Origin of the sequence: Microbacterium sp. p3-SID336, from assembly GCF_025143365.1 — a bacterium.
Classification (GTDB): domain Bacteria; phylum Actinomycetota; class Actinomycetes; order Actinomycetales; family Microbacteriaceae; genus Microbacterium.
Window position 1 is genome coordinate 22862 of the sequence record NZ_JALXPE010000011.1, and the last position, 19014, is coordinate 41875.

Consider the following 19014-nt stretch of genomic DNA (forward strand, 5'->3'; position numbering starts at 1 on the left):
TTTCCTTGGCATGACCTGCCAGCTTGACGAAAGGCTCCCCGTGACCGTCCACGATCAGGATCCGTACTCTCAGGGCCCCCTCGACAGCGATCCGGAGGAGACCGGCGAGTGGCAGCAGTCGCTCGATGAGCTGGTGGATGCCAAGGGCCACGGCCGTGGCCGCGAGATCATGCTCAGCCTGCTCAAGCGCTCCAAGGAGCTGCACCTGAACGTGCCGATGGTGCCGACCACGGACTACATCAACACCATCGCCCCGGAGAACGAGCCGGAGTTCCCCGGCGACGAGGAGATCGAGCGCCGCTACCGCGCCTGGATCCGGTGGAACGCGGCGATCACGGTGCACCGTGCGCAGCGCCCCGGGATCGGCGTCGGCGGGCACATCTCCACGTACGCCTCGTCTGCCGCACTGTACGAGGTGGGCTTCAACCACTTCTTCAAGGGTGCGGACCACCCGGGCGGCGCAGACCAGATCTTCATCCAGGGCCACGCCTCCCCCGGCACCTACGCCCGCTCGTTCCTCGAAGGGCGTCTGACCGAGGACCAGCTCGACGGCTTCCGCCAGGAGAAGTCGCACGCGCCGCACGGCATCCCGTCGTACCCGCACCCGCGCCTGATGCCCGAGTACTGGCAGTTCCCGACCGTGTCGATGGGTCTGGGCCCGATCAACGCGATCTACCAGGCGATGTCGAACAAGTACCTCGAGAACCGCGGCATCAAGGACACCTCGCAGTCGCACGTCTGGGCCTTCCTCGGCGACGGCGAGATGGACGAGGTCGAGAGCCGCGGGCAGCTGCAGGTCGCCGCGAACGAGGGCCTCGACAACCTCACCTTCATCGTGAACTGCAACCTGCAGCGTCTCGACGGCCCGGTCCGCGGCAACGGCAAGATCGTGCAGGAGCTCGAGTCGTTCTTCCGCGGTGCCGGCTGGAACGTCATCAAGGTGGTCTGGGGCCGCGAGTGGGACGATTTGCTCGCCCGCGACACCGACGGCGCGCTGCTGAACCTCATGAACGTCACCCCCGACGGCGACTACCAGACCTACAAGGCCGAGTCCGGCGCCTACATCCGCGAGCACTTCTTCGGTCGCGACGAGCGCGCCGCTGCGCTCGTGAAGGACTACTCGGACGACGACATCTGGAACCTCAAGCGCGGCGGTCACGACTACCGCAAGGTCTACGCGGCGTTCAAGGCCGCGACCGAGCACAAGGGCAAGCCCACCGTCATCCTCGCGAAGACCGTCAAGGGCTACGGCCTCGGTCCGCACTTCGAGGGCCGCAACGCGACCCATCAGATGAAGAAGATGACGCTGGACAACCTCAAGACGTTCCGCGACGCGATGCACATCCCGATCACGGACGCGCAGCTCGAGGAGAACCCGTACCTTCCCCCGTACTACAACCCGGGACCGCAGGACGAGACGATCCAGTACATGCTCGAGCGTCGTCGCGCGCTCGGCGGCTTCCTCCCGGAGCGCCGTTCGACCCACGTCGGGCTCTCCCTGCCGGACGACGCGGCGTACGCCCTGCCCAAGAAGGGCTCCGGCACGCAGGAGATCGCCACCACCATGGCGTTCGTCCGCCTCCTGAAGGACCTGCTGCGCACGAAGGAGTTCGGCCACCGCATCGTGCCGATCATCCCCGACGAGGCACGTACGTTCGGCATGGACGCGTACTTCCCGACCGCGAAGATCTACAACCCCAACGGCCAGCACTACACGTCGGTCGACCGCGAGCTGCTCCTGGCGTACAAGGAGAGCCCGCAGGGTCAGATCGTGCACGTCGGCATCAACGAGGCGGGCGCCCTCGCGGCCTTCACCGCCGCGGGCACGTCGTACTCGACGCACGGCGAGCCGCTGATCCCGATCTACATCTTCTACTCGATGTTCGGCTTCCAGCGCACCGGCGACGCCCAGTGGGCTGCCGGCGACCAGATGGCGCGCGGCTTCATCATCGGCGCCACCGCCGGTCGCACCACCCTCACGGGTGAGGGCCTGCAGCACGCCGACGGCCACTCGCACCTGCTCGCGGCCACCAACCCGGCCACCGTGTCGTATGACCCGGCCTACGGCTACGAGATCGCGCACATCGTCCGCTCCGGTCTGGAGCGCATGTACGGCGGGAATCACGAGGACCCGAACGTCATGTACTACCTCACGGTGTACAACGAGCCGCTGGTCCAGCCCGCCGAGCCTGCGGACGTCGACGTGGACGGCATCGTCCGCGGCATCCACCGCGTCTCGGTCGGCGAGGGCGACGGTCCCCGCGCGCAGCTGTTCGCGTCGGGCGTCGGCCTGCCGTGGGCGCTGGAGGCGCAGGAGCTGCTCAAGAACGACTGGGGTGTGATCGCCGACGTGTGGTCCGTCACGTCGTGGACCGAGCTGCGCCGCGACGGCCTCGCCGCCGACGAGCACAACTTCCTGCACCCCGAGCAGGAGCCGCGCACGGCCTACCTGACGCAGAAGCTGCAGGGCGCCGAGGGCCCGGTCGTCGCGGTGAGCGACTTAATGCACGCGGTGCAGGACCAGATCCGTCCGTGGGTCCCGAACCGCTTCGCCACGCTCGGCGCCGACGGCTTCGGCTTCTCGGACACCCGCGCCGCGGCGCGTCGCTTCTTCAAGATCGACGGTCCGTCGATCGTGGTGCGCACGCTGCAGTCGCTGGCCGAGGAGGGCACCGTCGACCGCTCGCTCGCGGCGCAGGCGATCGAGAAGTACCGTCTGCACGATGTGAACGCCGGCACCAGCGGCAACGCAGGCGGCGAGAGCTGACCCTCGGTGGCATCATCGTCTGCCGAGGGCATGGACAAGGCCGCGACGCTCACCTGGCTGCGCCGGATCTCCGGTGACATCGCCTCGGTGACCATCAAGCGGCTGGAGGACACCCTCCCGTGGTACGCCGACATGCCGCCGGCCCGCCGTTCCGCGGTCGGGCTGGTGGCGCAGGCGGGCATCACGTCGTTCATCCAGTGGTACGACGACCCCACCTCCACACCATGGATCGCGGCGGACATCTTCGCCGCCGCCCCGCGGGAGTTGCTGCGCAGCGTCAGCCTGCAGCAGACGCTCCAGCTGATCCGCGTCACGGTGGAGGTCACGGAGGAGCGCGTCGCAGGCAAGGGCGAGCACCTGCGTGAGGCCATCCTGCTGTACTCGCGTGATGTGGCGTTCGCCGCGGCCGACGTGTATGCCCGCGCCGCGGAGGCGCGCGGTCTGTGGGATGCGCGCCTGGAGGCGCTCGTCGTCGACTCGATCCTCACGGGCGAGGCCGACGAGGAGCTGCCGAGTCGCATCGCCGCACTCGGCTGGCACGGACACGGCGAGGTCGCGGTGCTGGTGGGCACGACGCCCCCGCAGTTCGACGTCGATCTCGTCCGCCGCACCGCACGCAAGCTCTCCGTCGACGTGCTGATCGGCGTGCAGGGCTCGCGCCTCGTGCTGGTCCTCGGCCGCGCCCGCGTGGCGGGGCAGGACGGCGAGGAGGAGGAGCTCGGCTTCCAGGAGATCGCCGCGCGACTCGAGCCCTCGTTCGGTCCCGGCTTCGTGGTGCTCGGCCCTGAGGTCGCCGCGCTGGTGGACGCGAGCCAGAGCGCGCGTGCGGCCCTCGCCGGTTTCGCCGTCGCCAGGGCCTGGCGCAGTGCGCCGCGCCCGGTGGAGGCCGACGATCTGCTGCCGGAGCGGGCGCTCGCGGGCGACCCGCTGGCGAAGCAGACGCTGATCGAACGGATCTATCGCCCGCTGCAGGCGCACTCGACGGATCTCGTGACGACGCTGTGGAGCTACCTCGACAACGGCCGCTCGCTGGAGGCGACCGCGCGCGAGCTGTTCGTGCACCCGAACACCGTGCGCTATCGGCTCAAGCGCGTGAGCGAGGTCATCGGCTGGGACGCGACGGGACCGCGCGAGGCGCTGATCCTGCAGACCGCGCTGATCCTGGGTTCGATCGGCGCCGCGGAGCAGGTGCGTCGACGCCCCGCGCTGCGCCGCACACCCCGCTGAGGGCAGCCGCGTCGGCTGTGCGCCACACACAAGGGTTTCTCGCAATCTTGTGATGGATCATCCACCGCTCGTCGGCAATCGTTGGCAGACTGGGTGGGTGATTGTCGTCGTCTGCCCTGGACAGGGCTCACAGACCCCCGGATTCCTCACCCCCTGGCTCGAACTGGACGGTGTCGAGGAGCGCCTCGCCGACTACTCCGAAGCCGCGCAGGTCGATCTCCGCGCCCACGGCACCGAGTCCGACGCCGAGACCATCCGTGACACGCGCATCGCGCAGCCGCTGATCGTCGCGGCATCGCTCGTCGCGGGCGACGCGCTGGTTCAGCGGGCAGGCCGCCGGGCAGATGGGATCGCGGGCCACTCCGTGGGCGAGATCGCCGCGCTGGTCGGTAGCGGTGTGATCGACGCCGCCACCGGCATGCGGCTGGTCGGCATCCGCGGCCGTGCCATGGCCGACGCCGCCGCCCAGACCCCCACCGGCATGAGCGCCGTGCTCGGTGGCGACGAGGAGGCACTGCTCGCTCGTCTGGGCGAGCTCGGGCTCTCCCCCGCCAACTACAACGGCGGCGGACAGATCGTGGTCGCGGGCGCGCTCCCGGCTCTGGCCGCCCTGGCCGAGGAACCGGTGAAGGGCACGCGCGTCGTGCCGCTGCAGGTCGCCGGTGCCTTCCACACCGACTACATGGCTTCGGCCGTCGCCGCGCTGCGTGACGCCGTCGCCGACGTCACCCCCGCCGATCCGGAGGTCACGCTCTGGACCAACCGCGACGGGTCGGTCGTGAGCTCGGGTGCTCAGGCGCTGACGTTCCTCGTCGACCAGGTGTCGTCGCCGGTGCGCTGGGACCTCTGCATGGCGTCCTTCGCCGAGGCGGGAGTGACCGGCGTCATCGAGCTCGCGCCCGCAGGTGCGCTCGTGGGCCTCGCCAAGCGCGGGCTCCGCGGCGTCCCGGCCGTCGCCGTGAAGACCCCTGATGACCTCGATGCGGCGGTCGCGCTGCTGAACGGAGAAGCCGCATGAGCGCCACCCTCGCCCAGAGCACCGGCCCCGCGTACACCCGCATCTACTCCTTCGGCGCCGCGCGCGGTGAGAACGCCGTGCCCAACGAGGATCTCGTGGGCCCGATCGACTCCAGCGACGAGTGGATCCGCCAGCGCACCGGCATCGTCACCCGCGTCCGGGCGGACAAGGGCACGGACGCGATCGACCTGGCCACGGCAGCAGCCGCCGAGGCGATCGAGAAGTCCGGAGTCCCGGCCGATCAGGTCGACCTGGTGATCGTCGCGACCATCAGCAACCCGAAGCAGACGCCCTCCGTCTCCGCGATCGTCGCCGACCGCGTGGGGGCGAACCCCGCGGCCGCCTACGACGTGAACGCCGCGTGCGCCGGGTACGCCTACGCCGTCACGCAGGCGGACGCCCTGATCAGGGCAGGCGCCGCGCGCCACGCGCTCGTGATCGGCACGGAGAAGCTCTCCGACGTGGTCGACCCGACCGATCGCAGCATCTCGTTCCTGCTCGGAGACGGCGCCGGCGCGGCACTCATCGGCCCGAGCGACACCCCCGGCATCGCCCCGGCGGTCTGGGGCTCGGACGGCTCGAAGGCCGACGCCGTGGGCATGAACGGCACGCTCACCGCGTTCCGCGACGGCGAGATCCCGTGGCCGACCCTGCGCCAGGAGGGACCGACCGTGTTCCGCTGGGCCGTCTGGGAGATGGTGAAGGTCGCCCGCGAGGCGCTCGAGAAGGCCGGCATCGAGGCCGCCGACCTCGCCGCGTTCATCCCCCACCAGGCCAACATGCGCATCATCGACGAGTTCGCCAAGCAGCTCGGCCTGCCGGAGACGACGGTGATCGCCAGGGACATCGAGACCACCGGCAACACATCCGCCGCCTCCATCCCGCTGGCGAGCCACCGTCTGATGGCCGAGCACCCCGAGCTGTCCGGCGGACTCGCGCTCCAGATCGGCTTCGGCGCCGGTCTCGTGTTCGCCGCACAGGTCGTCGTGCTCCCCTGATCGCGCGCCGACCTTCCCTAGACTGTTCCACGGTTCCGAATACAACCCGTAAGAAAGAGGAAGACCACCATGGCTTTCACCAACGATGAGGTCCTCGCCGGCCTCGCAGAGCTCATCACCGACGAGACCGGCATCAACGCCTCCGAGGTCGCCCTGGAGAAGTCGTTCACGGACGACCTCGACATCGACTCGATTTCGATGATGACGATCGTCGTCAACGCCGAGGAGAAGTTCGGCGTCACCATCCCCGACGACGAGGTCAAGAACCTGAAGACCGTCGGCGACGCCGTCAACTTCATCGTCGCGGGCCAGGAGTAATCCCGGCAGGATGCCACCCCCGGCCGCTCGGGGCGTGGCATCCTCCGCCTGACCGACCCTGCACGACTCCGTTCGACAAGGAACCACACCTTCATGACCAAGCGCATCGTCGTCACCGGCATCGGCGCCACCTCCGCCATCGGCGGGACGGCTCCGGAGAACTGGACCAACCTCCTCGCCGGCATGTCCGGCACGCGCACGATCGAGCACGACTGGGTGCAGCAGTACGAGCTGCCCGTCACCTTCGCAGCCCAGGCCATCGTCCGGCCCGAAGAGGTGCTGCCACGTCACGAGGCCAAGCGCCTCGACCCGTCGTCGCAATTCGCGCTCATCGCCGCACGCGAGGCCTGGGCGGATGCGGGTTCGCCGGAGGTCGCTCCCGAGCGCCTCGGCGTCGACTTCGCGACCGGGATCGGCGGTCTCTGGACGCTGCTGGACGCCTGGGACACGCTGCGCGAGAAGGGGCCGCGCCGGGTCATGCCGCTGACGGTGCCCATGCTCATGCCCAACGCCGCAGCGGGCAACCTGTCGCTGCAGTTCGAGGCCAGGGCCTATGCGCAGACGGTCGTCAGCGCCTGCGCCTCCAGCACCGAGTCCATCATCCACGCGTTCCACCACCTGCAGGAGGGACTGGCGGACGTGGTCATCGCCGGAGGGACGGAATCGGCGATCCACCCGATCACCATGGCATCCTTCGCCTCCGCCCAGGCTCTCTCGCGCCGCAACGACGATCCGGCGCACGCGTCGCGCCCCGGGGCGATCGACCGTGACGGCTTCGTCATGGGCGAGGGCGCGGCCGCCCTCATCCTCGAGACCGAGGAGCACGCCACCGCTCGCGGCGCCAAGATCTACGGCTACATCCTCGGCGGCGGCGTGACAGCGGACGCCTACCACATCACCGGGAACGACCCGGAGGGCAATGGTGCAGCCCGCGCGGTCACGCAGGCGCTCGAGGAGGCGGGCATCACCGCCGACCAGGTCACCCACATCAACGCGCACGCCACGTCGACCCCGGTGGGCGACCCGAACGAGTACACCGCGCTGAAGAAGGTCTTCGGCGACCGCATCGACGAGATCCCCGTCTCGGCCACCAAGGCGTCGACCGGACATCTGCTCGGCGGCACCGGCGCGCTGGAGGCCATCTTCTCGATCCTCGCGCTGCGCGACCGGGTGGCTCCGCCCACGATCAACATGACCGAGCCCGACCCGGCGGTGCCGTTCCGCCTGTCCGGCGAGCCCGCGCCCCTCGGCGACGGCCCGCAGGTCGCCATCAGCAACTCGTTCGGCTTCGGCGGTCACAACGCGGTGCTGGTGCTCGGCGGCGTCGACTGACGCCTTCACACACAGGACGAAGGCCCCCGGGATGATGTCCCGGGGGCCTTCGTCATGAATGCGGAGCTCACCGCACCGATACCGCCAGTCGCGCCGAGCGGGCCTGGCGGCGGTGCTCGATGCGCGGGAGGAACCAGCCGATCAACGGGCCGACGCCGAACGCGAACAGCACGGTACCGACGCCGACGGGACCGCCGAGCAGGAAGCCGACGAGCAGCACGGACCCCTCGATGACCGTCCGTGCCAGCCAGACCGGCCAGCGGGTCACCCGGACGAGACCGGTCATGAGGCCGTCGCGCGGGCCGGGACCGAAGTCCGCCGCGATGTAGAGACCGGTGGCGAACGCCAGCAGCACCAGCCCGAAGACGAACATGGGCGCCCCCACCCACACGGTCGGCGGCGCGGGCAGCACGAGGAGCGTGAGGTCGGCGAACGGACCGATGAGCAGCGCGTTCAGGAGGGTGCCGAGGCCCACGCGTTGACGGAGCGGAATCCACAGCAGCAGGACGACGATCGAGATGAGCACGGTGACGACCCCGTAGCCCAGTCCTGTCCATCGCGCGACGCCCAGCGAGAGCACGTCCCAGGGCGCGACGCCGATGCCGCCCCGCACCATGAAGCCGAGCGCCACGCCGTAGAGGAAGAGCCCGCCGACCAGCTGCGCCAGCCGCTCGACCAGATCCCGACGGCTCGTCGCGGTGAAGGGCAGGAAGACGGCACGGAAGAGCATCTCTCCATCGTGGCCCGTGCGGAGGCGCCCCGAGGCGACCACTGAGGGAAAAGTGGCCTGCACATGGGAGGCCACTTTTGCGGCAGGCTGGGACCATGTCTTCCCGTCTCGTCATGCACCTCGGCACGCAGGACCTGGACGACGCCTCCGCGTCCGGACTGGCCGACCGCATCAGGGCCCTCATCCTCGACGGTCGCCTCACCGTCGGCGAGCGGCTCCCGAGCGAACGAGCCCTCGCTGTCGAGCTGCGCCGCTCGCGGTCCACCATAACCCGCGCCTATGGCGTGCTGGAGGCGGGCGGGTACGTGTCCCGGCATCACGGAGGAAGCACCAGAGTCGCCCTCCCGCACGGCCCGTCCGCCCCCGCACCCGAGCGCGACGACGAGGCCATCGACCTGTCCATCGCCTCGATGGACTCGACCCCCGGTCTGTACGACGCCACGGTGCGCTCGCTCCCCCGTCTGGCCGCGCTCCGGGGGACGAGCGGTTACTCCCTTCAGGGCCTCCCCGAACTGCGAGAGGCGATCGCGCGGCGGTTCGATGAGCGCGGTGTGCCGACCTCGGCCGACGAGATCGTCGTCACCTCGGGCGCGCTGAACGCGGTGAACCTGATCTTGACCGCGATCGGCCGCCGGGGCGAACGCGCTCTCGTCGAGCAGCCGACGTTCCCGCATGCGCTGGAGGCCCTGCACCGCCACGGATACCGCCTGGTGCCGACACCTGTGGACACCGACGGATGGGACACCAGGCACTTCACCGACACCCTGCTCAGCGCGCGACCCCACGTGGCATACCTGATCCCCGACTTCCACAACCCGACGGGCGCCACGCTCACCGACGAGGAGCGCACGCGCATCACCGCGACCGCACGCAACATCGGCACGCACCTGATCGTGGACGAGACGACCGCAGAACTCGACATCGACCGCGGCTGGGCGCCGCAGCCCATGGCCGCAGGCGGGCCCGGGGTGATCACGGTGGGCTCGATGTCGAAGGTCGCCTGGGGCGGGATGCGCATCGGGTGGATCCGCGCGGAGCGCTCCGTCGTCGCCCGGCTGCTCGCCGTGCGACCGTCCTTCGAGCTGGGCACGGCGCTGCTGGAGCAGTGCATCGCGGTGGAGCTGCTCGCCGACGTCCCCGCTCTCACCGCTCACGTGCGCCGGCGGCTCGCCGCCGGACGCGCAGCGGTGGCCGATGGCCTCGCGCCGATCCCCGGCATCCGGATGCCGCACACGCCGGGAGGCCTCTCCGCCTGGATCGACCTGGGAGCTCCGGTTTCGACGACACTCTCCCTGGCCGCGCGAGACCGCGGGCTGATCCTGCCGCCCGGGCCGCGCTTCACGACGGGCGGCGTGCTGGAGCGGCGGCTGCGGATCCCGATCACCCTCACCCCGGAGCGAGCCGCCGAGGCGATGGCGCGTCTCGCCCTGGCCTGGGACGACCTCCACGGTGGAGCCGTCGCCCAGGCTCGCGAGCTCGGGCACGTCGCCGTCATCTGAGCGCGATGACGAGGACCCCGCCTCGTGGTCGGGGCGGGGTCCTCGTCAGGTGGAGCGGGCATACGTCTTCTCAGCGTCCGGGATGACTCACCGGCATCCGATACTCACGCCTCCCGCGCTCCGGGTCTCGTCGGCTAGCCGACCTTGTGCAGCCACACGACGCGTGCGTCGTCGCTGGCGTGCCGGAACGGCTCGAGCTCCTCGTCCCAGGCGGAGCCGAGGGCGATGTCGAGTTCCCGCTGAAGCTCGACGGCGTTGCCCGCCGCGATCTCCATGGCGTAGCGGATGCGGTCCTCGCCGATCACGATGTTGCCCGCGGCATCCGTCTGCGCGTAGTGGATGCCGAGGTCGGGCGTGTGCAGCCAGCGGCCGCCGTCGCTGCGCGGCGTCGGGTCCTCCGTCACCTCGAACCGCAGGTGCTCCCACCCGCGGATCGCGGTCGCCAGGGCCGCTCCCGTGCCGACGGGGCCGTCCCAGTAGAACTCCGCACGACGCGCGCCGCTCAGGACCGGCTGCTCCGTCCAGTCGAAGTTCACCGCACGCCCGATAGCGCGACCTACCGCCCATTCCAGGTGCGGGCAGAGCGCGCGAGGCGCCGAGTGGATGTACACCACTCCGCGTGCGTAAGCCGTCGCCATGATCTCTCCGTTTCATCAGGTGCGTCTTCCCCTACGACCTGAACCACGAAGTGGCGAGAATATGCGGTTGTGCGCCCATTCTCGCCGAGTCGACGCGAAATCACAAGCGTGTGATTCGACGACGAAGGCCCCGGTCGTGCGACCGGGGCCTTCGGGCGTCTCAGCGGGCGATCACGCCTCGCTCATCGCCTGCTTCACCTGCTGGCCCTTGGCAGCGTAGTAAGCGGCGCGAGCGGCGTCCTTGCGGGCCTGCTCGGCGTAGCCGAACTCCAGCACGTCCTGCGGGACCTCGACGTTCGGGACGTCGTCGGTGCCGTGGTACTTCTCGATGTACGCGTCGAGCTCCGGACCGGAGGTCCACGACGTGATGAGGCAGTAGCGCGGGTCGGTGCCGTTGTGCGTGGCGGCGTGCCACAGGCGCTGCGTGTCGACGATCAGCTGCGCACCCGCGGGCAGAGCGATGCGGTACTCGATGCTGGGGTCGGTGCGGTTCTCACGCAGGACGAAGTAGCTGTCCTTGTCATCGGTGAGGTTGAAGAAGCCGCGCACGACCCAGCCCGTGCCGTCCGGGTTCAGACGGTTGTTGTCGTCCTGGTGCAGGTTGTAGAGGCAGTCGCCGTACGGGGTCGGCTGCAGCTCGATGATGCGGCAGCGGCCGACGTTCGCTCCGGGCTCCTGCGCACGACGCGTCAGGTTCGGAGCCTTCGCGACCTGCGAGTCGATCCAGACGCCGTCCTTGTCGGTGCGCGGCGGCTTGTGGTTCCAGAAGCCGTTGCACTCGATGTCGCCGAAGGCGCTGGCGAGGGGCGCGAACCGGGTGTCGCCCGAGGACTTCCAGTCGTTGTACTCGACGTCGAGCCACTCCTTGGGATCGGCCTCCTGGTCGTAGCTGTCGAGGACGACGAAGCCCTTCTCCTCCAGCGCTGCGGACTTGATGTATCCCATGATCGAGTCATGTTCCTTTCATCGGGGGCCAGCACGTTTTAACAGGCCCTGATAAGGCAAGCCTAACAGCGGGTGCCGGGGCGTCCCCGGAGGGCGGCCGTGGATAACCGAATAGACTGATCGGGGCGCCCGGCGAGTCCCGGCCGCCCGTCGCTACGGGAGGACGAGACACCAGCATGAGCACCGCGACCAACGTCGAGGCGACAGCAGTCAACACGATCGAATGGCTCGCGGCGGGCAGGACCACCATCGTCGTCCCGGTGTATCAGCGGCAGTACCGCTGGGACATCGGCGGCTGCGAGCGGCTGCTGTCGGACATCCGCGCGGTGGCCGGCGAAGACGACTCGCATCGGCACTTCATCGGCTCGATCCTCTCCGCCGAGGACGGCTCCGGCCCCGACGCCGACCTCATCCTCATCGACGGGCAGCAGCGCATCACCACGCTCATGCTGCTGGTGGCCGCGCTGCACCACGCAGTGCGCGACTCCGACCCCGACCTCGCGGTCGCCCTGTCGCGCGTGCTCGTGCGCGCCGACGACCCCGAGCGCACGAAGCTGCGCCCGCATGACGCCTGGGCGGATCTCTACGAGTCGGTCGTGCTCGACCGCCGGGACGACCTGGATCGCGAATCCCGCTTCGACGACAACTACGCGTTCTTCCGCAGCCAGATCCACGCCGACGAGGTCCCCGCGATCTGGAAGGGCCTGCAGCGCCTGGAGCACGTGTCGATCACCCTCGGCGCCAGGGCCAATGCGCAGCAGATCTTCGAGAGCCTGAACTCGACCGGCGAACCGCTGCGCGACCACGAGCTCATCCACAACTACATCCTCATGGGGCTGAGCCACGCGGAGCAGCTCGACGTGGAGTCGCGCTTCTGGCTGCCGATCGAGCAGCACACCGGCGAGGCGATCGGTGCCTTCTGGCGTCACTTCCTGGTGATGGTGACGGGTCGTGAGGTCGCCGCGAACGGCGAGCACGGCGTGTACAGCGCGTTCCGTCAGTCGTTCCCGCGCGTGGACGCCGCACACCTCCAAGCCGACGCCGAGACCTGGCGGCACTACGCCGCGATCTACAGTGTGCTGCTGGACCCCTCGCGCGAGTCCGACCGCGAGATCTCCCGGCAGCTGCAGCACGTGGGCACGTTCGGACGGGCCTCGTTCCCTCTCGTCATGAGCGCGTACAGCGACCACATCACGGGACGCATCACCCGCGCGCAGCTCCTGGAGACCCTGGAGTGGCTGCAGGCGATGTTCCTGCGCCGGGCCCTGGTCAACCTTCCCGCAGAGCGGCTGATCGCCCGGCTCTGCCGTGCCCGCGAGGAGGGCCACGACGCCCTCGCGCGCGCGATCGCCCGCATCACGCCCTCCGATGAGCGAGTGAGCGCCGTGCTCAAGTACAGCGAGCTCCCCTACCCCGCCTATGTGCTCGGCCGCCTCGAGGGCGTGGACGACGTCGCAGGCTTCGACGTCGAGCACATCGTGCCGACGGTGCCGGGTGACGCGTGGTCCGGCGACGGCGCACGCCTGTGGCACGAGTACACCGAGGACGAGCAGAACAGCCATCGCGCGCTGGCACCCACCCTCGGCAACCTCACACTGCTGGAGCAGGGCCTGACCGAGCGCGTGTTCGGGGCGTCGTTCCCGGTGAAGCGGGACGACGCGTACGCCCGCAGCACGGTCGCCGCGACCCGTGCGCTGGCCGCCGAGGAGGCGTGGAACACGGCGGCGATCACGGCCCGCACCGTCGCGCTCACCGCCGACCTCGTGCGCATCTGGGCTCGACCTGCCCTGCCCGAGATCGACGACGACGGCCTCACGCCGATCCTCGATGCGGTGCGCCGGCGCGGCTGGCCCGCCGGGTGGGAGCGCGAGTTCGACTACGTGGAGTACCGCGGGGAGCGGTGGGAGGTGTACGACGTCAGGCACCTGTTCAACCGGGTCTTCCGTCGCGCCTGGACGGACACCACCGCGGCCACGCTCGCATACTGCGCGGCCCACGGCGGTCCGATCTACGGCGAGATGGCGTGGAAGGGCCACTGGGACGAGCTCGACGACGCCCACTTCCTCTACATGGGCTGGGACTCCAACTACATGATGACCGCCGTGCAGGGCGTGCTGGAGGAGTCCGGCATCGCTGCCGAGGTCTTCGTCAAGTACTCCTACATCGGGAATGTGATGTGACCATGACCACCACCGCCACGACCACCACCCGCCGTCGCATGCTCGACCTGACCGTCGAGGAGCACACGCTCACCGTCCCCCTCGTCTGGGACGACCCCGCGGATCCGCGGACGATCGACGTGTACGCCGCCGTCGTGTCGCGGGAAGGCGGCGAGCACCTCCCCCACCTCGTGTTCCTGCAGGGCGGTCCGGGACACGAGGCGCCGCGGCCCTTCCACTCCGCCACTTCGCCGGCCTGGCTCGACCAGGCCCTCGCGCACTACCGCGTCGTGCTGCTCGATCAGCGCGGCACCGGCCGCTCCACTCCTGTGGGCGACCGGGACCTCGAGCGCGGCGCCGCCGACGTCGCGGAGCACCTCACGCACCTGCGGGCGGACGCCATCGTGCGCGACTGCGAGGCGCTGCGCGAGCATCTGGGCGCCGTGACCTGGAGCGTGCTCGGCCAGTCGTTCGGCGGCTTCACCACCCTCGCCTACCTGTCGACGCATGCCGCGTCCCTGGCCGACGTGTTCATCACGGGCGGTCTCAGCACGGTCGACCGGCACCCCGACGAGGTCTACGCGCTCTGCTACGACAAGATGCGCGACGCCTCCGAGCGCTACTACCGCCGGTTCCGCGAGCACCGCGACGCAATGCGGCGCCTGGTGGACCTCGCCGATGCGGGCGACATCGTGCTGCCGGACGGCGAGGTGGTATCGCGCTCCCGGTTGCGGTCGGTGGGCTCCGCTCTCGGCACGGACGACGGCTGGCAGACGGTGTGGTCGCTGCTCGAACGCGACCCCGCATCGAACGCCTTCCGCTACGACCTCATGCACGCGATGCCCTTCGACGGCCGCAATCCGCTGTACTTCGCGTTCCATGAGTCCAGCTACGCGAGCGGCCACGTCACGCGGTGGTCGGCCGAGCGCGTCGAGCCCCAGGACTTCCGCGACGACGTGACGCTGTTCACGGGCGAGCACATCCGCAGCGACTGGACCGAGACGGTGCCCGTCCTGCGCCCGTGGCGCGAGGTGGCCTCGATCCTCGCCGAGCACCCCTGGCCGACCATCTATGACGCCGACGCGATCGCCGCCTCCGGTGCCACGGGTGCCGCCGCGGTGTACGTGAACGATGTCTACGTGCCGATGGAGTTCTCACTGGAGACGGCGCGACTGCTGCCGGGAGTGACGCCCTGGGTGACCAGCGAGCACGAGCACAACGGTCTGCGCACCGGCCCGGTCCTGTCGCGGCTCATCGACCTCGCCCGCGGCCGACGCCTGCGCTGAGCTCCCCCGCACGGCGGATGCCCGTGCCGACGCCTCGTCCTATCCTGGACGCATGACCGCGGTGATGGCCTGGGCGACCGTCGCCCTCGTGCTGGGTATCGGCCCGGTGCTGCTCGTCGCGGGCATGCGCCACACGTTCTCCCGTCGTCCCGTCGAGGAGAAGTACGAGCACGCGGCGGGAGGCGGCCTCGTCGGCGCCTTCGACGCGGTGTGGTCCCCCACCGCTCACGAGGCCGGTCAGGAGCGCGATCGGCAGACGAGGCGCACGGCGCCGGCGCCCTCCCCCGGTGATCCACCCGACCGCATCTCCGACGGCCGCATCACGCTCGACCTCTGAGGCACCCGACGCCGACTCCCGCGGACGACGAAGGCCCCGCGCTCCGAGGAGCACGGGGCCTTGGCCTGCGGTCGCTTACTTGGACGAGCCGCCGAAGTTCTTGAAGCGCTGGTTGAACTTCTCGACGCGGCCGGCCGAGTCCATGATGCGCTGCTTGCCCGTGTAGAAGGGGTGCGAGGCCGAGGAAATCTCGACGTCGATCACCGGGTACTCCACGCCGTCCAGCTCGATGGTCTTGTCGCTGGTGACCGTGGAGCGGGTGAGGAAGGTCTCGCCCGAGCCGAGGTCGCGGAACACGACCGCCTTGTAGTCGGGGTGAATGTCAGTCTTCATCGGATTCCTTTGCTGCTGCCCTGGATTCTGCCAGGGACGAGGGAAGTCTGCGGTGCTGAACGCACCAAGGGTCGATTCTATCAGATCGCGTCAGGACGCTGCGCGCGCGGCGTAGCGACCGTCCTCGCTCGACAGCGCGATCGGCATCCCGAACGTCGCGGTCAGGGCATCCGCCGTCAGCGTCTGCTCGATGGGCCCGGCGGCGACCACGGCGCCCTCGCGCAGCAGCATCACGTGCGTGAACCCGACCGGGATCTCCTCGACGTGATGCGTCACCATCAGCATGGCGGGCGTCGTCGGCGACGAGGCGTAGCCACTGAGGAGGGCGAGCAGCTCCTCCCGCGAGCCGAGGTCCAGCGAGGCTGTGGGCTCGTCGAGCAGCAGGAGCTCGGGATCCGTCATCACCGCGCGCGCGATCTGCACGCGCTTCTGCTCACCATCGCTCAGCGTGCCGAACGTGCGGTCGGCGAGGTGGTCGAGACGCCAGTCGCCCAGCACGCGCAGCGCGCGACGCTCGTCGATGTCCTCATAGCTCTCGTTCCAGCGTCCGAGCACCGAGTACGCCGCGGTGAGGACGGTGTTCAGCACGGTCTCGTCGCGGGGCACCCGCTTCGCCATCGCCGAGGACGCGAAGCCGATGCGCGGACGCAGCTCGAACACATCGGTGCGGCCGAGCGTCTCCCCCAGCACCGTCACGGTTCCCGCGGTCGGGTGCATCAGCGTGTCAGCGAGCTGCAGCAGCGTGGTCTTGCCCGCGCCGTTCGGCCCGAGGATCACCCACCGCTGGTCGTCGGAGACCTCCCAGGTCACGTGATCGATGATGTTGCGCCCCTCACGGCGCACGACGACGTCGGTGAATTCCAGAGCGCTCGGCATACGCCAAGCCTAACGGCTCAGCCGATCAGCTCCGCGTAGAGCGCGCGGGTCTCATCGGCGATCGCGGCCCAGCTGAACCGGGTCCGCGCGCGCTCCCGCCCGGCGTCGCCGTACTCCCGTGCCTTCACCGGGTCCGTCGCGACCTCGGTGAGCGCGGCAGCGAGATCATTCACGAACCGCTCGGGATCGATCGGCGTGCCCGTCCCGTCCTGCATCTGCTCGATGGGCACCAGTCGTCCGGTGACGCCGTCATCGATGACCTCGGGGATCCCGCCGGTCGCGGTGCCCACCACCGCCGCACCGCACGCCATGGCCTCGAGGTTCACGATGCCGAGCGGCTCGTACACCGAAGGGCAGACGAAGGTCGTGGCCGCGGTGAGGATCGCCGACAGTTCGTCCCGCGGCAGCATCCGCTCGATCCAGATGACACCATCGCGGGTCTGCTGCAGCAGCCGCACGCCCTCCTGGACCTCGGACATGATCTCCGGGGTGTCCGGAGCGCCCGCGCACAGCACCAACTGCACCTCCGGCGGCAGCAGACGGGCGGCCTGCAGCAGGTACGGCAGCCCCTTCTGCCTGGTGATCCTGCCGACGAACACCACGGACGGCCGCGCAGGGTCCATGCCGATCGACTGCAGGAAGGCCGCATCCTCCACCGGACGCCACCGCTCGACGTCGATGCCGTTGTGGATGACACGAACCCTGGCCGGATCGACCTGGGGGTAGCTGCGGAGGATGTCCGCCCGCATGCCCGCACTCACTGCGATGACCGCGGCGGCGTTCTCGTAGGCGAGCCTCTCGATCCCGCTCGACACCGCGTAGCCGCCGCCGAGCTGCTCGGCCTTCCACGGCCGCAGCGGCTCCAGACTGTGCGCGGTCAGCACATGCGGGATCCCGTGCAGCTGCGCGGCGAGGTGGCCCGCGAAATTGGCGTACCAGGTGTGGCTGTGCACGAGGTCCGCCCCCGCGATCGCCGACACGATCTCCAGATCGGTGCCGAGGGTCTGCAGGGCGGCGTTCGCGCCGCTCAGCTCGGCCGGCGTGCGGTAGGCGAACGTGCCCTCCTCGTCGCGCGGCGCCCCGAAGGCACGGACCGTGACCTCGATGCTCCGGCGGAGTGCGGTGACCAGCTCCGCGACGTGGACCCCTGCCCCGCCGTAGATCTCCGGCGGGTATTCCTTGCTGATCATCTCGACTCGCATTCTTAGACGCTATCGACCGGCTTGTCCAGACGCTAGTTCCTGCCGGCGAACGCCATCTATGGTTGAGCCATGTCCGCTCCTAAGAAGGTCTTCGGGATCATCCTCGCCGGCGGCGAGGGCAAGCGACTCATGCCCCTGACAGCGGACCGCGCGAAACCCGCCGTCCCGTTCGGCGGCCAGTACCGGCTGATCGACTTCGCGATCTCGAACCTCATCAACTCGGGTCTGCGCCAGATCGTCGTGCTCACGCAGTACAAGTCGCACAGTCTGGACCGGCACATCTCCCAGACCTGGCGGATGTCGGCGCTCCTGGACTCGTACGTGACGTCGGTCCCCGCGCAGCAGCGTCTCGGCAAGCGCTGGTTCTCGGGCTCCGCCGACGCCATCCTGCAGAGCATGAACCTCATCAACGACGAGAAGCCGGACATCGTCGTGGTGATCGGCGCTGACCACGTGTACCGCATGGATTTCCGGCAGATGCTCGACGCGCACATCGAGTCCGGCGCGAAGGCGACGGTGGCGGGCATCCGGCAGCCGCTCGCGCTCGCGTCGCAGTTCGGCGTGATCGACGCGGACCCCGAGTCGGGGCGCATCCGGCAGTTTCTGGAGAAGCCGACCGACGCCACCGGGCTGGCGGATTCGCCGCACGAGGTGCTCGCCTCGATGGGCAACTACATCTTCGACGCCGATGCGCTGATCGCCGCGGTCGAGGCCGATGGCGAGTCGCCGACCTCCAGCCATGACATGGGCGGCGACATCGTCCCCTACTTCGTCGACCGCGGCGAGGCCGGCTACTACGACATGAAGCAGAACGAGGTGCCGGGCTCCTCGCCGCGCGACCGCTCCTACTGGCGCGACGTGGGGACCATCGACTCGTTCTTCGACGCGCACCGAGACCTCATCTCCACCCTGCCGGTGTTCAACCTCTACAACATGGAGTGGCCGATCCACTCTCAGGCGGTCAACTCGCCGCCGGCGAAGTTCGTCCGGGATTCTGTCGGGCGGATCGGCAACGCGATCGACTCGATCGTGTCCCTCGGCTCGGTGCTGTCCGGGACGCACCTGGAACGCAGCGTCGTGGGACCGTGGACGCTCGCGGGCGGCGGGTCGACCATCACCGACTCGGTCGTGTTCGATCACGTGCATGTCGGGCAGGGCGCCCGCGTGCATCGCGCGATCCTGGACAAGAACGTCGTCCTCGCGGACGGCGCGACCGTGGGCGTCGATCGGGAACGCGACCTGGAACGCGGCTTCACCGTGACCGAGTCCGGCATCACCGTGGTCGGCAAGGGCCTGTTCATCGAGCGCTGAGCGTCACGCGGCACGGGATCACGGCTCCCGATCGCTAG

The 19014-nt window shown here is 69.6% G+C and carries 17 protein-coding genes; 11 read left to right on the plus strand and 6 right to left on the minus strand.

The genetic code is table 11. The features are described from left to right. Positions 1–40: 40 nt before the first annotated feature. The 6 genes from aceE to M3C17_RS04770 all read left to right on the plus strand — a co-directional run bounded on the left by aceE (position 41) and on the right by M3C17_RS04770 (position 7660). On the plus strand, positions 41–2767 hold the full coding sequence (gene aceE, locus M3C17_RS04745; protein ID WP_259976499.1) for a pyruvate dehydrogenase (acetyl-transferring), homodimeric type: 2727 nt from the start codon (positions 41–43) through the stop codon (positions 2765–2767). Positions 2768–2797: 30 nt separating this feature from the next. After that, on the plus strand, positions 2798–3994 hold the full coding sequence (locus M3C17_RS04750) for a CdaR family transcriptional regulator (RefSeq protein ID WP_259976542.1): 1197 nt from the start codon (positions 2798–2800) through the stop codon (positions 3992–3994). Between the two features lie 97 nt (positions 3995–4091). Next, a complete protein-coding gene (locus M3C17_RS04755) occupies positions 4092–5012 on the plus strand; it encodes an ACP S-malonyltransferase (RefSeq protein WP_259976500.1) in 921 nt (306 codons plus the stop codon). Further along, entirely contained in the window at positions 5009–6010 is a 1002-nt protein-coding gene (locus M3C17_RS04760; protein WP_259976501.1) for a beta-ketoacyl-ACP synthase III, read from the plus strand. The genes M3C17_RS04755 and M3C17_RS04760 overlap by 4 nt, the downstream gene beginning before the upstream one ends. Positions 6011–6079: 69 nt before the next feature. Next, a complete protein-coding gene (locus M3C17_RS04765; RefSeq protein ID WP_017202249.1) occupies positions 6080–6328 on the plus strand; it encodes an acyl carrier protein in 249 nt (82 codons plus the stop codon). Positions 6329–6421: 93 nt separating this feature from the next. Beyond that, positions 6422–7660: a beta-ketoacyl synthase gene (locus M3C17_RS04770; protein WP_259976502.1), complete on the plus strand. Its 1239-nt coding sequence runs from the start codon at positions 6422–6424 to the stop codon at positions 7658–7660. A 67-nt stretch (positions 7661–7727) separates the two neighbouring features. Here the strand turns inward: M3C17_RS04770 and M3C17_RS04775 are convergent, their stop codons facing one another. Beyond that, entirely contained in the window at positions 7728–8390 is a 663-nt protein-coding gene (locus M3C17_RS04775; RefSeq protein WP_259976503.1) for a YitT family protein, read from the minus strand. A 95-nt stretch (positions 8391–8485) separates the two neighbouring features. Between M3C17_RS04775 and M3C17_RS04780 the strand changes: the two genes are divergently transcribed. Further along, positions 8486–9889, plus strand: a complete 1404-nt coding sequence (locus M3C17_RS04780; RefSeq protein ID WP_259976504.1) for a PLP-dependent aminotransferase family protein — start codon at positions 8486–8488, stop codon at positions 9887–9889. A gap of 134 nt (positions 9890–10023) precedes the next feature. Here the strand turns inward: M3C17_RS04780 and M3C17_RS04785 are convergent, their stop codons facing one another. Both M3C17_RS04785 and M3C17_RS04790 read right to left on the minus strand, forming a co-directional pair. Continuing rightward, positions 10024–10527, minus strand: coding sequence for a DUF3145 domain-containing protein (locus M3C17_RS04785; protein WP_259976505.1), 504 nt, complete (start codon positions 10525–10527; stop codon positions 10024–10026). Positions 10528–10698: 171 nt separating this feature from the next. Then, entirely contained in the window at positions 10699–11472 is a 774-nt protein-coding gene (locus M3C17_RS04790) for a hypothetical protein (protein ID WP_136030209.1), read from the minus strand. 176 nt (positions 11473–11648) lie between these two features. Between M3C17_RS04790 and M3C17_RS04795 the strand changes: the two genes are divergently transcribed. From M3C17_RS04795 to M3C17_RS04805, 3 genes are read left to right on the plus strand one after another with little or no spacing between them, the layout of a single operon-like run. After that, positions 11649–13652: a DUF262 domain-containing protein gene (locus M3C17_RS04795; RefSeq protein WP_259976506.1), complete on the plus strand. Its 2004-nt coding sequence runs from the start codon at positions 11649–11651 to the stop codon at positions 13650–13652. A 2-nt stretch (positions 13653–13654) separates the two neighbouring features. After that, positions 13655–14917 (plus strand): alpha/beta fold hydrolase, encoded by a 1263-nt coding sequence (locus M3C17_RS04800; protein ID WP_259976507.1) that lies wholly within the window; start codon positions 13655–13657, stop codon positions 14915–14917. Positions 14918–14969: 52 nt separating this feature from the next. Next, on the plus strand, positions 14970–15254 hold the full coding sequence (locus M3C17_RS04805) for a hypothetical protein (RefSeq protein ID WP_259976509.1): 285 nt from the start codon (positions 14970–14972) through the stop codon (positions 15252–15254). 75 nt (positions 15255–15329) lie between these two features. Here the strand turns inward: M3C17_RS04805 and M3C17_RS04810 are convergent, their stop codons facing one another. The 3 genes from M3C17_RS04810 to glgA all read right to left on the minus strand — a co-directional run bounded on the left by M3C17_RS04810 (position 15330) and on the right by glgA (position 17665). After that, the gene (locus M3C17_RS04810; RefSeq protein WP_259976510.1) at positions 15330–15587 is read right to left on the minus strand and encodes a type B 50S ribosomal protein L31; all 258 of its coding nucleotides are present in this window, start codon (positions 15585–15587) and stop codon (positions 15330–15332) included. A 90-nt stretch (positions 15588–15677) separates the two neighbouring features. Then, the gene (locus M3C17_RS04815) at positions 15678–16463 is read right to left on the minus strand and encodes an ABC transporter ATP-binding protein (protein ID WP_259976511.1); all 786 of its coding nucleotides are present in this window, start codon (positions 16461–16463) and stop codon (positions 15678–15680) included. A gap of 17 nt (positions 16464–16480) precedes the next feature. Further along, positions 16481–17665, minus strand: coding sequence for a glycogen synthase (glgA, locus tag M3C17_RS04820; protein WP_259976512.1), 1185 nt, complete (start codon positions 17663–17665; stop codon positions 16481–16483). A 69-nt stretch (positions 17666–17734) separates the two neighbouring features. Between glgA and glgC the strand changes: the two genes are divergently transcribed. Further along, positions 17735–18976, plus strand: coding sequence for a glucose-1-phosphate adenylyltransferase (gene glgC, locus M3C17_RS04825; protein ID WP_259976513.1), 1242 nt, complete (start codon positions 17735–17737; stop codon positions 18974–18976). Positions 18977–19014: the final 38 nt, after the last annotated feature.